Consider the following 15,807-nt stretch of genomic DNA (forward strand, 5'->3'; position numbering starts at 1 on the left):
CAATGGCAGCTTCGCGGTGGAGCCCCGCCAGTCAAGGGTGGAGCGAAAGCGGAATCGGCGCAGCCGACGCGACCGACAGGGAGCGCCCTTTACTGACGGGGCGGAACCGCCACACTTCCGGAGAACCGGGCGGCCCCGGCAACCAGGCAACGCCCCCGGCCCACCGAAGCCGGCGGCCCCCACCCGGGGGAGCCCACACTGCCGGAGAACCGGGCGGCCCCGGCAACCAGACAACACCCCCGGCCACCGAAGCCGCCCGCAGACATGAGAGCGCCCCCAGCCGAATGGAATCGGCCGGGGGCGCCCTGGGTCACGTACGGCCGAAGGACCGTGGCAAGCGGATCACGCCGCCGTCACCACGTTCTTCTCCTCCGCGAAGTGGCACGCCGACTCGTGCGCCGCAGGCGTGTCCTGGCCCTTGAAGCGCTCGGGGATCGCGAGGAGCGGGACCTCCTTGGCGCACTTGTCCTCCGCCTTCCAGCAGCGGGTGCGGAAGCGGCAGCCCGACGGCGGGTTGGCCGGGGACGGGACGTCGCCGGTGAGGATGATCCGCTCGCGGCCCTCGCGGGCCTCCGGGTCCGGGACGGGGACCGCGGAGAGCAGCGCCTGCGTGTACGGGTGCGTCGGGTGGTCGTAGATCTGCTCGTCCGAGCCGATCTCCGCCATCTTGCCGAGGTACATCACGCCCACGCGGTCCGAGATGTGCCGGACGATCGACAGGTCGTGCGCGATGAAGAGGTAGGACAGGTTGAACTCGTCCTGGAGCTTCTCCATCAGGTTGATGACCTGGGCCTGGACGGAGACGTCCAGGGCCGAGACCGGCTCGTCGCAGATGATGATCTCGGGGTTGAGGGCCAGACCGCGCGCGATGCCGATGCGCTGGCGCTGACCGCCCGAGAACTGGTGCGGGTAGCGGTTGATGTACTCCGGGTTCAGGCCGACGACGTCCAGGAGCTCCTGGACCTTCTGCCGGCGCGAACCCTTCGGGGCCACCTCGGGGTGGATCTCGAAGGGCTCCCCGATGATGTCGCCCACCGTCATACGGGGGTTGAGCGACGTGTACGGGTCCTGGAACACCATCTGGATGTTGCGGCGGACCGCCTTCAGGGCACGGCCCGTCAGCTTGGTGATGTCCTGGCCCTTGTAGAAGACCTCGCCGGCCGTGGCCCGCTCCAGGGTCATCAGGAGCTTGGCGACCGTGGACTTGCCACAGCCGGACTCGCCCACGATGCCCAGCGTCTCGCCCTGGTAGAGGTCGAAGGAGATGCCGTCGACCGCCTTGACCGCGCCGATCTGCTTCTTGATCAGGATTCCCTGGGTGAGAGGGAAGTGCTTGACCAGGTTGCGGACCTGGAGGATCGGCTCGCCGCGCTCCACCGGGGCCTCGATGGCCGCGACGGCCTCGGTCTCGGTGGCGGCGTCGACCGTTTCCACCTCGGAGACGTTCGGCGTCGCGTCCTGCGGCTCGTCGGACTTCGAGAGCTTCTTCGGCTCAGCCATGGATCGTCTCCTTCCAGAAGTGGCACGCGCTGCCGCGGCCCGGCAGCTCCGTGCCGTCCCGCTCGGTGACCGGCACCAGGGCCGGGATCTCCGTGCGGCAGACGTCCTGCGCCTTGGGGCAGCGCGGGTTGAACGCACAACCGCTGGGGATCTTGAGCAGGTTGGGCGGCAGGCCCTTGATCGCGTAGAGCTCCTGGCCCTTCTGGTCCAGGCGCGGGATCGAGTCGAGGAGGCCACGGGTGTACGGGTGCGCGGGGCGCTTGTACAGCTCGTGGACCGGTGCCGTCTCGACGATGCGGCCCGCGTACATGACCGCGATCTTGTCCGCGACGTCGGCGACGACGCCGAGGTCGTGGGTGATGAGGATCAGACCCATGTTGTACTCGCGCTGCAGCTCCGCGAGCAGATCCATGACCTGGGCCTGGACCGTCACGTCGAGCGCCGTGGTGGGCTCGTCCGCGATGATCAGGTCGGGCTCCAGGGCGAGCGCCATCGCGATCATGATGCGCTGGCGCATACCGCCGGAGAACTGGTGCGGGTAGTCGTTCACCCGCTCCTTGGCGGCCGGGATCTTGACCTTGTCCATCAGCTCGACGGCCTTGGCCTTGGCTTCCTTGCGGCTCAGGCCCTCGTGCACCCGGAACATCTCGCCGAGCTGGTAGCCCACCGAGAGGACGGGGTTCAGCGAGGAGAGCGCGTCCTGGAAGATCATGGCGATCTTGCGGCCGCGGATCTTCCTGCGCTCCTCGCCGGACATCTTCAGCATGTCCTGGCCGCGGAAGACGATCTCGCCCTGCGGGATCTTGCCGGGGGGCATGTCGAGGATGCCCATGATGGCCTGGGCGGTCACGGACTTGCCGGAACCCGACTCGCCGAGGACGGCGAGCGTCTCGCCCGCGTCCACGCTGTAGTTGACGCCGTTGACCGCCTTGACCACACCGTCGCGGGTGTGGAATTCGACGTGCAGGTCCTTCACGTCCAGGAGGCGGCCGCTCTTCTCCTCGCCCGAGCGGGGGGCGGGGATCGAGTCTTCCTTGATGTCGATGCTGGTCACGTTTACGCCTCCCTCAGCGCAGCTTCGGGTCGAGGGCTTCGCGTACGGCGTCACCCATCATGATGAACGCCAACACCGTGATGCTCAGCATTCCTGCCGGGAAGAACAGCGTGTGCGGGTTGTTGCGGATGTCGGCCAGGGCGTCGGAGATGTCCCCGCCCCACGAGAGCGCGTCGCCGCCGAAGCCGAGGCCCAGGAAGGACAGCGTCGACTCCGCGACGATGTACGTGCCCAGGGCGATGGTGGCGATGACGATGACCGGAGCGATCGCGTTCGGCAGGATGTGCCGGAACAGGATGCGCTTGGTGCCCGCGCCGAGTGCCTTGGCCGCCATGACGTAGTCCGCGTGCCGGGTGGTGATCACCGCGCCGCGCATCACGCGGGCGATCTGCGTCCAGCCCAGGAAGGCGAGGGCGCCGGTGATGACCCAGACGTTCCGCTCGGTGAAGGCGTTCAGGACGACCATCGCGCCGAGCAGGAACGGGATGCCGAAGAAGACGTCCGTGAGGCGCGAGAGCAGGCTGTCGATGAAGCCGCCGAAGTATCCGGCCAGCATGCCGACCAGGCCGCCGAAGACGGTGACCAGGATGGTCACGCCGAAGCCGACCACGATCGAGTTGCGGGCGCCGTAGACCACGCGGGCGTAGATGCTGCGGCCCTGGCGGTCGTAGCCGAACCAGTCCGGCTGGAAGAAGTGGCCGAAGTTCGGCTTCTCCAGGAAGTGGTTCGTCAGGTCGCCGCTCCGCGGGTCGGCACTGGTGAACATGCCGGGGAAGGCGGCGACCAGCAGGACCACGAAGATCAGCAGCGCGGAGACGATGAAGAGCGGCCGGCGGCGCAGGTCGCGCCAGGCGTCGCCCCACAGGCTGCGCGGCTTGCCCGCCTCCACGGCGTCCACGGCCTTGGCGTCGGCGTCGGCGATCGCCACGGCGTGGGCCTCGTCCGTGGCCGGGGTCTTGGTGAGGTCAGGCATAACGGATCCTCGGGTCAAGAACGGCGTAGAGCAGGTCGACGACGAGGCTCGCGAGGAGGTACACGAGCACCAGGACCGTCACGATGCCGACGATGACGGCGCCCTCACGGTTGCCCAGCGCGTCGAACAGCAGGTTGCCGACACCGGTCACGTTGAAGATGCCCTCGGTGATCACCGCGCCGCCCATCAGGGTGCCGATGTCGGTGCCCAGATACGTGACCACGGGGATCAGGGAGTTGCGCAGCAGGTGCCGGGTGATGATCCGGTGCCGCGGCAGCCCCTTGGCGACGGCGGTGCGCATGTAGTCGGCCTGCCGGTTCTCCGCGATGGAGGTCCGGCTCAGGCGCGCCACGTACGCGAGGCCGACGAGGCCGAGGACGAGCGCCGGCAGCAGGAGCTGCTGGAAGTTCTCCGAGTCCTGCACCGTCGGTGTCACCCAGCCGAGTTCGTTGCCGAAGATCAGCTGGAGGAACAGGCCGAACACGAAGATCGGGACGGAGATCACGAGGAGCGTGAAGAGCGTCACGGTGTTGTCGACGAGACGGCTGCGCTTCACGCCGGCGAGGACGCCGAGCGCGATGCCGATCACGAGCTCGAACGTCCACGCCATGACGGCGAGGCGCATCGAGACCGGGAAGGCCTGCTTGATCTCGTCGAGAATGGGCCTGTTGCCCGCGATGGTCTTGCCGAAGTCACCCTGCAGCAGCCCGCCCATGTAGTGCAGATACTGCTGCCAGAGCGGCAGGTCGAGACCTCGGTCGTGCCTGATCTGCGCGACCTGCGCCGGGTCCGGCGGCTTGTCGCCCCACAGCGCCCTTACGGGGTCGCCGGGGAGCACGTTGACCATCAAGAAGATCAACAGGGTGGTCCCGATGAACACCGGGATCATCTGGAGCAGTCGCCTCGCGACGTAGCGCCCCATGTGGTGCCTCCGTCCATTGCGGAGCCGTCCGTGAAGCGACGCCCGGGGTCGCCGGGCGTCGCTTCACGTCGGACGGAACTCCGACGACTACTACTTCTCGAAGACCTGGACCTCGGAGAGGATCGGGTCACCGGCCTGGTCGAACTCGACGTTCTTGACGTTGTTCGAGTGCGCGGAGAGCGTCTTGTTGTACCAGAGCGGGATGCCGGGGAAGCTGTTCTGCAGCTCCTTCTCGGCCTCCTGGTACAGCTTCGCGGACTCGTCGATCGTCTTCGCCTTGTCGGCCTTTGCGGTCAGATCGTCGAACTTCTTGTCCGAGAATCCGCCCTTGTTGCCGTCGACGCCCGTGCCGTAGAGGTCGGCCAGGAAGTTGCCGTTGAACGGGTAGTCGAGCACCCAGCCGGAGCGGTAGATCGACTTGACCTTCTTCTGGTCACGGATCTCCGTGTCGGCCGCGAAGTCGGTCACCGGGTCGCCGACGCACTGGACGCCGGTCGACTTGGTGATGCTGTTGCAGACCGCGACGACCCAGTCCTTGTGCGGCTGGTCGGCGTTGTACTGGATGGAGATCTTGTTGCCGGGAACGCCGCCGCCGGCCTTGATGGAGGCCTTGGCCTTCTTCGGGTCGAACTTGCAGTACTCGCCGCAGGCGTCCTTCGTCCAGCCCTTGACGCCCTTGGCGACCCAGCCGGTGGCGGACTCACGCGTGCCGTGGAACACGGTCTTGGCGATGGTGTCACGGTCGATCGCCATCGACAGGCCCTGGAGGACCTTGACGTCGATGTCCTTCCACTGCTTGGTGTAGAAGGCGGGGTTGATCGTGTTGATCGCCGAGAAGTCCTGCTCGATGGCGCGGTCGCCGAAGTCCTGCTTGAAGTTGGCGATCTCGCTGTTCGGCACCAGCGGCATGGTGTCGACGTTGTCCGACTTCAGGTCGGCGTAGGCGGCCGTGTCCTTGGAGTAGGCCTTGAAGTTGATGCCGCCGTTCTTGGGCTTGTCCTCGCCCTTGTAGCCGGACCAGGCGGTGACCTGGATCGACTTCTTGTGGTCCCAGCTCTTGAACTTGTAGGGACCGTTGCCGACCGGCGCCTCGCCGTACTTCTTCGGGTCCTTCAGCGCGGCCGAGGGCAGCGGGAAGAAGGGCTTGTAGACCAGCTTGTACGCGTAGTACGGGATGCCGTTCTTCAGCGTGATGGTGAAGGTGTTCTCGTCGACGACCTTCAGGCCCGACATGGCCTTCTTCTTGGCCTTGCCCTTGGCCGGGTGCACGTCGTCGTAGCCGACGATGTCGCGGTACCAGGAGCTGTTCTGCTGGCCGTTGGCCGGGTCGGCCGCCCAGTTCCAGGCGTCGACGTACGACTTGGCGGTGACGGCCTCGCCGTTGTGGAACTTCCAGCCCTGCTTCAGCTTGACGGTCCACACCTTCGAGTCCTTGTCGGGAGTGACCGACTCGGCGTTCTCGTAGGTGATGTTGCCCTGCTTGTCGTAGTGGACAAGCCCGGTGAAGAGAGCGTCGATGACGACGCTGCCGTACGCCTCCATGGTGTTGGACGGCTGCAGGGCGTTCTGCGGCTCACCGTTGGCGTAGCTGACGATCCCCTTGGGGTCGACCTTCCCGCTGTTGCCGTTGTCGCTGCCGCCGCCACCACAGGCGGTGGCACCCAGGGCCACAACACCGGCTATCGCGACCCACTTGGCGCTCTTGGCACCACGCATGGGGTTCCTCCTCATGAGTCCACTTGTTCACTACGAGAGGGGGTACGAGTGATCGCGCCGACACCCCTGACGGCGAAGATCGAGTACCCCAGTGTGCTCGTGAGTCGGCGCTCCCCACAGCGCGTGACCCATTGACCCGAGCTATACGCGGTCAACTATTAGCCATGAGGTACCGGTCGACCACACCCTTTTGGTCTCGGTTCAATCACACCTGGCACGTACAACTTCCAAAATCCGGACAAACCGATCCGATATAGATGGTTGCGAAACGGACGTGTTACACATCTAACGGTCAGTGACGTCCGGATACCGGACGTTTCCGTCCCGAAAAGGAGTTGCCGCGGGCGACTTCACGCGGCAGTGGCCACACCGTACCGCCAGGGGAAACGCGAGAGGCCGGCTTCCGCCGAGCTCCTTCGGGGAGCGGCGGAAACCGGCCTCATGCGCCTCACAGGCGCCCCGGGAGGTTTACCGGGGCCCTGGGGAGCGCCCCGCAGAGGGGGCGCGGACGTCAGTTGTGCTTGGCGCGCGAGGCGGTGCGGCCGCGCTCCTTCTGGTCCAGGACGACCTTGCGGATGCGCACGGTCTCCGGGGTCACCTCGATGCACTCGTCGTCGCGGCAGAACTCCAGGGACTGCTCCAGGGAGAGCTTGCGCGGCGGCACGACGTTCTCCGTGGAGTCCGCGGAGGCGGCGCGCATGTTGGTGAGCTTCTTCTCCTTGGTGATGTTCACGTCCATGTCGTCGGCGCGCGAGTTCTCACCGATGATCATGCCCTCGTACACCTCGGTGCCGGGCTCGGTGAAGATGACGCCGCGCTCCTGGAGGTTGATCATCGCGAACGGCGTGACCTTGCCCGCGCGGTCGGCGACCAGGGAGCCGTTGTTGCGCGTCTTCAGCTCGCCGAACCACGGCTCGTGGCCCTCGAAGATGGAGTGCGCGATGCCGGTGCCGCGGGTCTGGGTCAGGAACTCCGTACGGAACCCGATGAGGCCGCGGGACGGAACGATCCACTCCATGCGGATCCAGCCCGAACCGTGGTTCGTCATGGTCTCCATACGGCCCTTGCGGGCCGCCATGAGCTGCGTGATGGCGCCGAGGTGCTCCTCGGGCGAGTCGATCGTCATGCGCTCGATCGGCTCGTGGACCTTGCCGTCGACCTCCTTGGTGACCACCTCGGGCTTGCCGACGGTCAGCTCGAAGCCTTCCCGGCGCATGGTCTCGACGAGGATGGCGAGCGCCAGCTCACCGCGGCCCTGGACCTCCCAGGCGTCGGGGCGCTCGGTGTCCAGGACGCGGAGCGAGACGTTGCCGATGAGCTCCTTGTCCAGGCGGTCCTTCACCTGGCGGGCGGTGACCTTGTGGCCCTTGCCGCCCTTGCCGACCAGCGGCGAGGTGTTCGTGCCGATGGTCATGGAGATCGCCGGCTCGTCGACCGTGATCAGCGGCAGCGCGATCGGGTTCTCGGGGTCGGCCAGGGTCTCGCCGATCATGATGTCCGCGATACCGGCGATGGCGCAGATGTCACCGGGGCCCGCCTTCTCGGCCGGCTTGCGGGTGAGCGCCTCTGTCATCATCAGCTCGGTGATGCGGACGTTCTGCTGGGTGCCGTCACGCTTGATCCACGTGACCGTCTGGCCCTTGCGCAGCTCGCCCTGCTCGACGCGGCAGAGCGCGATACGGCCGAGGAAGTTGTCGGCGTCCAGGTTGGTGACGTGGGCCTGGAGGGGGGCCTCCTCGTCGTACTCCGGAGCGGGGACGTGCTCCAGGATCGCGGTGAAGAACGGCTCCAGGCTGTCGCTGTCGGCCGGGACGGTGCCGTCCTCCGGCTTGGTCAGCGAGGCGATGCCGTCACGGCCGCAGGCGTAGACGATCGGGAACTCGATCTGGTCCTCGTCGGCGTCCAGGTCGAGGAAGAGGTCGTACGTCTCGTTGACGACCTCGTCGATCCGGGAGTCCGGGCGGTCGGTCTTGTTGATGCACAGGATGACCGGCATCCGGGCCTGGAGGGCCTTGCGGAGCACGAAGCGGGTCTGCGGAAGCGGACCCTCGGAGGCGTCGACGAGGAGGACGACCGCGTCCACCATCGACAGACCGCGCTCGACCTCGCCACCGAAGTCGGCGTGGCCGGGGGTGTCGATGATGTTGATGGTGATCGGCTCGCCACCATCCTTGGGGTGGTACTTGACGGCCGTGTTCTTGGCCAGGATCGTGATGCCCTTCTCACGCTCCAGGTCGTTCGAGTCCATCATGCGGTCGTCGAGCGACTCCGCGGCGTGGGCGGCGAAGGCGCCGGCCTGCTTGAGCATGGCATCGACGATGGTCGTCTTGCCGTGGTCGACGTGGGCGACGATGGCGACGTTACGAATGTCATGGCGCGTGGGCATACGAGCTGCGCTTCTCCCGGGTAGTGGACGGCGGCGCGTACGGTCCGGTACGCGTGCCCTGCCGGGCAGACAACACGCCACGGCCTCACCCCATTCTACGGGGCTCGGACGGAGGCAGCCTCCGCGGGGGGTTTCCGGGCGGCTCCTCACGGGCGCCCGGCACGCGGCTCTCAGGGGTGAAACACCAGGTCAATGGGTGGTTATGACCTTGCCCGCCGGGGTGGCCGACGGGCAAGGGAGTTGAGCGGAATCTGAGCACCAGTTCGGTGAAGAGATGGTGTACGTCACCTGGACGGGCCGTGGGCCCCCTCGCGCCTCACCTGGTCATGACTTCGGCGCGGGGACGGCGGGCCGCCGCGCGCCCGGCTTCAGGAACCCGATGTCCTCGTAGTGCGGTGACTGGAAACCGAAGGCCCCGGCGTTGGCCAGGTTCGGCCGGGCCGCCACGAGCTGGGGGCGCTGGTAGAGGGGGATGGAGCCGGCCTCCGCCCAGATGCGGGCGTCCGCCTTCCTGACCAGGGAGAGGGACACGTCCTCGTCGAGCTCGCCCATCGCCTGGTCGAAGAGCTGGTCGATGTGGTCGGTGCCCACGCGCGTGTAGTTCTGCTCGACGTTCAGGGAGCCGTCCGCGGCGGGGACCGGCTTGGCGTAGATCGGGCGGGCGTCGGTGGCGGGGAAGGCGGAGGCGGGCCAGGAGTAGAGGGCGAGGTCGTACTGGCCGGACGCGATGTGGTCCTTGAAGAAGCTGTCGTCGGAGACCTTCGACGTCTCGGTGCGCACGCCGATCTTCTCCAGCATCCGCGAGATCCGGTCGGCCACCGCGCGCAGCTGCTCCGAGCCGTGGCCCGAGGGCAGGACGAAGCGCAGGGTCAGGGGCTTGCCGTCCTTGGCGAGCGGGCCGCCGGCGGCGGGGGCCGCGGTGCCCTTGGGCGCGTAGGCGCCGGGGACGCCGCCCCTGGCCTGGTCACGTGCCGCGGCCCCGGTCTCCTTCTCGGCCCTGGCCTCGGCCTTCGTCCGGTGCTCGGTGTGCTCGCCCGGCTCCTTCTTCTTCTCCTTGTCGGTCTCGTCCGGCATCTCCAGGACGTCGGCCTGGCGGGTCAGCGCGGCCTTCTGGTAGGCCGCGGCGGGTCCGGGGGCGAGCACGAGGACGCGGCTGTCGCCGGGCTTCCCGTCGTCCTCGCCGACGATGTACGTGCCGTCGTCCGCCTCGGAGCCGGAACCCGTGCCCGAATCCGACTCCGACTCCGACCCCGACTCCGACTCCGCCTTCTCGGCGCCGGCCTCGCCGCCCTTCTCCTTCTCCTCGGCCTTCTCGGCCTTCGCTGCCTTCTCGGCTTTCTCGGTCTTCTCTGCCTTCTCGGAGTGCTCCTTGAGCTTGTCCTTCAGGGCGCCGCCCGGCGTCCAGCCAGCGTCGGCGAGGAGGGCGCGGGCCTCCGCGGTGTCCTGCCTGCCGAGGGCCCCGCTGTTGTCCGCGTACGCCTCCTGCCCGGCGAGGGCCAGGTGGCTGCCGACCGGCTCGGCGGGCAGGCCGAGCGGCTTCAGGACGGCCTCGGCGAGCTCCGCGCGGTCCAGGGCGCGGGCCACCGCGCGGCGCACCCTGTCGTCGGCGAGCGGGCCCTCGGAGCCGTTGAGGGCGAGCTGGGTGTAGGCCGGTTCGAGGGACTTGCGGACCTCGTAGCCGCGCAGGCCCGCCTGTTCCTCCGCGTACTTCTTGACGGCCTTGCCGGTCTTCTCGCGCGCCTGGACCTCCGCCTCCGCGGCGTCCTCGTCGGAGCCGTGGGCGATCGCCCAGGAGCGCAGCGCCCTGGCGGGGGTGAGGTCGGAGCCCGGGCCGTGGGCGGGCGGGCCCTGGGCGCCCTTGTCGCGGCCGGCGAGGGCGATCCGCTCGGCCTCCGGCGCGTCGACCTCGGCCAGGTCGACGGTGCCCTCGACGAGCGCCTCGGCCCGCTCGTCGCGCGGCACCTCGCGCAGCACCAGCTTGCTGAGCTTGGCGGGCCGCCCCCACCAGCGCGGACTGCGCTCCAGGGTCATCGTGCCCGCCTTGCGGTCGATCCGCGTGACGGCGAAGGGGCCCGCGGTCGCCTTCAGCTTGCGGCGGGCCCCGTCGTTGAAGGAGTCGGGGCTGCCCATGACCTGCTTCGGGTACAGCGGCGAGAAGAGGGAGCGCCAGTCCGCGTACGGCTTGGCGAAAGTGACGCGCACCTCCAGGTTGTCCGCGCCGCGCTCGATCTTCTCGATGCGGTCGTAGCCGGCGTTCCGCGCCGTCCAGTACGCGGGGTCCTTGCCGGACAGCGCCCGCCACTGCGCCGCGAAGTCGTCGGCGCCGATCTCCCGGCCGTCGCTCCAGACCGCCTGCTGGTTCAGCTTGTACAGGACGACCTGCTGGGGCTCGCGCTCGATGACCTTCGCGGATTCCAGGAAGTCGGCGTTGCGCTGCGGCCTGCCCCGCGCGTCGAGGCGGAACAGGGACGGCAGGACGGCTCCCGTGACGCGCGAGGTGCCGGCGTCGGCGTCGGACTGGAAGCCGTTGAACGTCTCGGGCAGCTCCTCCACCGCCCAGTTCATGGTGCCCCCGTCGGCGACCCTGTCCCTGGTGGCGGGCGCGATGTCCTGGCGCGCGGCCGGCCGGCTCCCGTGGTCGCCCGAGGTGCATCCGGCGAGGGCGGGCAGGGCCAGCACTCCCGTCGCGAGGAACACGACAGATCCGACTCTGACGCGGTCGTGGGACATGGCTGGTACCTCCGGGGTCCAGGCTCGTCCGGCCACTACCGGGACCGGGCCGGGTTTGATCACGTTTGGCGGTATATGGAGCTGATCACATCTATCGCCACACTGAAGGGGACGGGAGCGGCCGCGCGCCGGAGGCGCGGCGTGCGGGGGCGTGGATGCCACCCGTGTGGCCCAACGGGTGCCGGGGGATTGCGGGCGGTCGCGAACGGTCGTCTTCGACGCGATCGGAGCGTGATCCGGCGCATTCGCCGCCCTCGATCCGGCAATCGGTGCAGATCTCTTCACAAGCCGGGATGTGACGCGCGACACTCGCAGCCGCATGAGCGTTGCCACCGCACACTCGAAGTGAGGGCAAGTCATGGCTCTGCACGATGAACTGACGGCCATTCAGCGCTGCGTCGACGATCTGGTCCGCACCGTCGCCAGGCTGGAGCAGCAGTCCGGCGACCGACTGACGGCCCTCGACGTACGCCGCGTACGCGCCGACACCGACCGGCTGCGCGAGAGCGTCGCCCTGCTGCGCTCGTCGGCCACGCCGCCCGTGCCGCCGCGCGGACCCGACCTCGTGACCATCTCCGACACGCCGTACGACACCGCGCTGTGGACGAACGCCGGGGACCTCGACGACGAGGGCCTCGGCGCGCGCGACCGGCACGCTCCCTGAGCCGCCGTCCCACCGCCCCGCTGGAGCTCTCTCCCTCAACCCGAGGTACGCCAGGACGAAGGAGCCTCGTTGGCCACCGGCACCGAACCCCGACCGAAGAGCGGAACGGCCCCCGGCGGCGGAGTGCGCGACGGCACGCGCGCCGCGATCGCCGCCGCCCACCTGCGGACCGACCGATGGTGGCTGGCCCCGGCGGCGACCGCCGCGGGACTGCTCGCCTTCGTCGTCTACTCGACCTGGCGGGCGTTCGCGAACGCGGACTACTACCAGGCGCCCTACGTGTCGCCGTTCTACTCGCCGTGCCTGGCCGACAACTGCGCACCCATGCGGTCGGGCCCGAACTGGGAGATCTTCGGCAGCTGGTGGGGCCTCTCCCCCGCCCTGCTGATCCTGATCTTCCCCCTCGGCTTCCGGCTGACCTGCTACTACTACCGCAAGGCCTACTACCGCGGCTTCTGGGCGTCCCCACCGGCCTGCGCGGTCGCCGAGCCGCACAAGAAGTACTCCGGTGAGACGCGCTTCCCGCTGATCCTGCAGAACATCCACCGGTACTTCTTCTACGCGGCGGTGCCGGTCGCGGGCATCCTCACGTACGACACCGTGCTCACCTTCCGCGACGAGCGCTACGAGTGGGGCCACATGGGCCTCGGCACCCTCGTCTTCCTCGTCAACATCGGTCTGATCTGGGCGTACACCCTCTCCTGCCACTCCTGCCGGCACATCGTCGGCGGCAAGCTGAAGCACTTCTCCAAGCATCCGGTGCGGTACCGCATGTGGCAGTGGGTCGGGCGGCTGAACGCCCGGCACATGCTGCTGGCCTGGGCGTCGCTGGTGAGCGTCGCGCTCGCCGACTTCTACGTGTACCTGATCGCGTCCGGTGCCTTCGACGATCCGAGGTTGTTCTGATGCCCGAGGTGGAGCGACAGCAGTGGGACGTCGTCGTGGTGGGCGCGGGGGGCGCGGGGCTGCGGGCCGCGATCGAGGCGCGTGAGCAGGGCGCCCGTACGGCCGTGATCTGCAAGTCGCTGTTCGGCAAGGCCCACACCGTGATGGCCGAGGGCGGCATCGCGGCCTCCATGGGCAACGTCAACTCCGGTGACAACTGGCAGGTGCACTTCCGCGACACCCTGCGCGGCGGCAAGTTCCTCAACCAGTGGCGGATGGCCGAGCTGCACGCGCGCGAGGCACCCGACCGGGTCTGGGAGCTGGAGACGTGGGGCGCCCTGTTCGACCGTACGCCGGACGGACGGATCTCCCAGCGCAACTTCGGCGGGCACGAGTACCCGCGCCTCGCCCACGTCGGCGACCGGACGGGTCTTGAGCTGATCCGCACGCTCCAGCAGAAGATCGTCTCGCTCCAGCAGGAGGACTTCCGCGAGCACGGCGACTACGAGGCGCGCCTGAAGGTCTTCCAGGAGTGCACGGTCACGCGCGTCCTGAAGGACGGCGACCGGGTGAGCGGGACCTTCTGCTACGACCGCGAGTCGGGCCGCTTCTTCGTCCTCGAAGCACCCGCCGTGGTCCTCGCGACCGGTGGCATCGGCAAGTCCTTCAAGGTCACGTCGAACTCCTGGGAGTACACCGGCGACGGCCACGCGCTCGCGCTGCTCGCCGGAGCGCCCCTGCTGAACATGGAGTTCGTGCAGTTCCACCCCACGGGCATGGTCTGGCCGCCGTCGGTCAAGGGCATCCTCGTCACGGAGTCCGTGCGCGGCGACGGCGGGGTCCTGCGCAACTCCGAGGGCAAGCGGTTCATGTTCGACTACGTCCCCGACGTCTTCAAGGAGAAGTACGCGCAGTCGGAGGAGGAGGGCGACCGCTGGTACGACGACCCGGACCACAACCGCAGGCCCCCCGAACTGCTCCCCCGCGACGAGGTCGCGCGCGCCATCAACGCCGAGGTCAAGGCGGGCCGCGGCTCACCGCACGGCGGTGTCTTCCTCGACGTGTCGACGCGGATGTCCGCCGAGGTCATCAAGCGGCGGCTGCCGTCGATGTACCACCAGTTCAAGGAGCTGGCGGACGTCGACATCACCGCCGAGGCGATGGAGGTCGGGCCCACCTGCCACTACGTGATGGGCGGCATCGCGGTGGACTCCGACACCGCCGCCGCGCGCGAGGTGACCGGCCTCTACGCCGCGGGCGAGGTCGCGGGCGGCATGCACGGCTCCAACCGGCTCGGCGGCAACTCCCTCTCCGACCTGCTGGTCTTCGGGCGGCGCGCGGGGCTGCACGCGGCCAGGTACGCGGCGGGGCCCGGCGCCGACGACCGCCCGCGGGTGGACGAGGTGCAGGTGGACACCGCGGCGGCCGAGGCGCTGCGGCCGTTCAGCGCCGAGGGGCCGGAGGACGGGTCGACGCCGGAGAACCCGTACACGCTCCACCAGGAGCTCCAGCAGACCATGAACGACCTGGTCGGCATCATCCGCCGCGAGGCGGAGATGGCGCGGGCCCTGGAGAAGCTGGCCGAACTGCGGGTACGGGCGCGGCGGGCCGGCGTCGAGGGGCACCGCCAGTTCAACCCGGGCTGGCACCTCGCGCTCGACCTGCGCAACATGCTCCTGGTCAGCGAGTGCGTGGCGCGCGCCGCCCTGGAGCGCACGGAGAGCCGTGGCGGCCACACCCGCGAGGACCATCCGGCGATGGACCGCGACTGGCGGCGCGCCAATCTGCTCTGCCGCCTCGCCGACCCCAGCGGCGGCCTCGCGGCCACCGATCCGGTGCGCGGCCAGATCGACCTCGTCCGTGTGACGACCGAGCCCATCCGCCCGGACCTGCTCGCCCTCTTCGAGAAGGAGGAGCTGGTCAAGTACCTGGCTGAAGAGGAGCTGTACGAGTGAGTCCGTACGACGCGCGGTTCAGGGTCTGGCGCGGGGACACCGCGGGCGGCGGTCTGGAGGACTTCCGGATCGAGGTCAACGAGGGCGAGGTCGTCCTCGACATCATCCACCGCCTCCAGGCCACCCAGGCGCCCGACCTGGCGGTCCGCTGGAACTGCAAGGCGGGCAAGTGCGGTTCGTGCTCCGCGGAGATCAACGGGCGGCCCCGGCTGATGTGCATGACCCGTATGTCGGTCTTCGCTCCCGACGAGGTCGTCACGGTCACCCCGCTGCGGGCCTTTCCCGTGGTCCGGGACCTGGTGACGGACGTGGGCTTCAACTACACCAAGGCGCGCGAGGTCCCCGCCTTCGTGCCGCCCGAGGGCCTGGGTGCGGGCGAGTACCGCATGCAGCAGGCGGACGTGGACCGTTCGCAGGAGTTCCGCAAGTGCATCGAGTGCTTCCTGTGCCAGGACACGTGCCATGTGGTGCGCGACCACGAGGAGAACAAGGGCGCGTTCGCGGGGCCGCGGTTCCTGATGCGGGTGGCGGAGCTGGACATGCATCCGCTGGACGCGGCGGCCGACTCCGGGATCGACCGCAAGCGGTCGGCCCAGGACGAACATGGGCTCGGCTACTGCAACATCACCAAGTGCTGTACGGAGGTCTGCCCCGAGGGCATCAAGATCACGGACAACGCGCTGATTCCGCTGAAGGAGCGGGCGGTCGACCGGAAGTACGATCCGCTGGTCTGGCTGGGGAGCCGGATTCGGCGGCGGGGCAAGTAGGTCCCACCGGGGCGCGGGCCGACGGCTTCGCGCCCCTGGGTGGCTCTGGGGGATCTCCCCCAGGCGGCAAATCCGTGCTTTCCCCCATGGTGGCGAGGCGGGCGTGGCGATCACCATGGGGACATGACTTCTTCTCCGGGATGTGCGGGTTCTGCGGGTTCGGTGCGTTTGGTGGGTTCGGCGGGTTCCGCGCGGTCGGGTCCGGCGCCTTCGGCCGGTCCGGCGCCTTCGGCCGGTCCTCGCTCGGGAGCCGGG

Annotated in this window: 11 protein-coding genes; 4 read left to right on the forward strand and 7 right to left on the reverse strand. The window is 68.8% G+C overall.

What is annotated here, in order from left to right; all coding sequences use genetic code 11:
- Nucleotides 1–342: 342 nt before the first annotated feature.
- The 7 genes from AB0I16_RS27670 to AB0I16_RS27700 all read right to left on the reverse strand — a co-directional run bounded on the left by AB0I16_RS27670 (nt 343) and on the right by AB0I16_RS27700 (nt 11,281).
- A complete protein-coding gene (locus AB0I16_RS27670; RefSeq protein ID WP_363252317.1) occupies nt 343–1,500 on the reverse strand; it encodes a dipeptide ABC transporter ATP-binding protein in 1,158 nt (385 codons plus the stop codon).
- Complete coding sequence (locus tag AB0I16_RS27675; RefSeq protein ID WP_363252318.1) at nt 1,493–2,554, reverse strand: ABC transporter ATP-binding protein; 1,062 nt, start codon at nt 2,552–2,554, stop codon at nt 1,493–1,495. The genes AB0I16_RS27670 and AB0I16_RS27675 overlap by 8 nt, the downstream gene beginning before the upstream one ends.
- Before the next feature lie 13 nt (nt 2,555–2,567).
- Nucleotides 2,568–3,527: an ABC transporter permease gene (locus AB0I16_RS27680; protein WP_363252319.1), complete on the reverse strand. Its 960-nt coding sequence runs from the start codon at nt 3,525–3,527 to the stop codon at nt 2,568–2,570.
- Nucleotides 3,520–4,449, reverse strand: a complete 930-nt coding sequence (locus AB0I16_RS27685; RefSeq protein ID WP_062780897.1) for an ABC transporter permease — start codon at nt 4,447–4,449, stop codon at nt 3,520–3,522. Before AB0I16_RS27685 ends, AB0I16_RS27680 begins: the two co-directional genes overlap by 8 nt.
- A 90-nt stretch (nt 4,450–4,539) precedes the next feature.
- Nucleotides 4,540–6,165 (reverse strand): ABC transporter substrate-binding protein, encoded by a 1,626-nt coding sequence (locus AB0I16_RS27690; protein WP_363252320.1) that lies wholly within the window; start codon nt 6,163–6,165, stop codon nt 4,540–4,542.
- Nucleotides 6,166–6,676: 511 nt separating this feature from the next.
- Nucleotides 6,677–8,551 (reverse strand): translational GTPase TypA, encoded by a 1,875-nt coding sequence (gene typA / locus AB0I16_RS27695; protein WP_363252321.1) that lies wholly within the window; start codon nt 8,549–8,551, stop codon nt 6,677–6,679.
- Nucleotides 8,552–8,875: 324 nt separating this feature from the next.
- Nucleotides 8,876–11,281, reverse strand: a complete 2,406-nt coding sequence (locus AB0I16_RS27700) for an ABC transporter family substrate-binding protein (protein WP_363252322.1) — start codon at nt 11,279–11,281, stop codon at nt 8,876–8,878.
- Nucleotides 11,282–11,639: 358 nt separating this feature from the next.
- Between AB0I16_RS27700 and AB0I16_RS27705 the strand changes: the two genes are divergently transcribed.
- The 4 genes from AB0I16_RS27705 (at nt 11,640) to AB0I16_RS27720 (ending at nt 15,552) form a co-directional block, all read left to right on the forward strand.
- The gene (locus AB0I16_RS27705; RefSeq protein WP_363252323.1) at nt 11,640–11,945 is read left to right on the forward strand and encodes a hypothetical protein; all 306 of its coding nucleotides are present in this window, start codon (nt 11,640–11,642) and stop codon (nt 11,943–11,945) included.
- A gap of 69 nt (nt 11,946–12,014) precedes the next feature.
- Nucleotides 12,015–12,851: a hypothetical protein gene (locus AB0I16_RS27710; protein WP_363252325.1), complete on the forward strand. Its 837-nt coding sequence runs from the start codon at nt 12,015–12,017 to the stop codon at nt 12,849–12,851.
- Entirely contained in the window at nt 12,851–14,785 is a 1,935-nt protein-coding gene (locus tag AB0I16_RS27715) for a fumarate reductase/succinate dehydrogenase flavoprotein subunit (RefSeq protein ID WP_363252326.1), read from the forward strand. Before AB0I16_RS27710 ends, AB0I16_RS27715 begins: the two co-directional genes overlap by 1 nt.
- Nucleotides 14,782–15,552: a succinate dehydrogenase/fumarate reductase iron-sulfur subunit gene (locus AB0I16_RS27720; protein ID WP_363252327.1), complete on the forward strand. Its 771-nt coding sequence runs from the start codon at nt 14,782–14,784 to the stop codon at nt 15,550–15,552. Before AB0I16_RS27715 ends, AB0I16_RS27720 begins: the two co-directional genes overlap by 4 nt.
- Nucleotides 15,553–15,807: the final 255 nt, after the last annotated feature.

This window comes from Streptomyces sp. NPDC050703, from assembly GCF_040654435.1.
GTDB lineage: Bacteria > Actinomycetota > Actinomycetes > Streptomycetales > Streptomycetaceae > Streptomyces.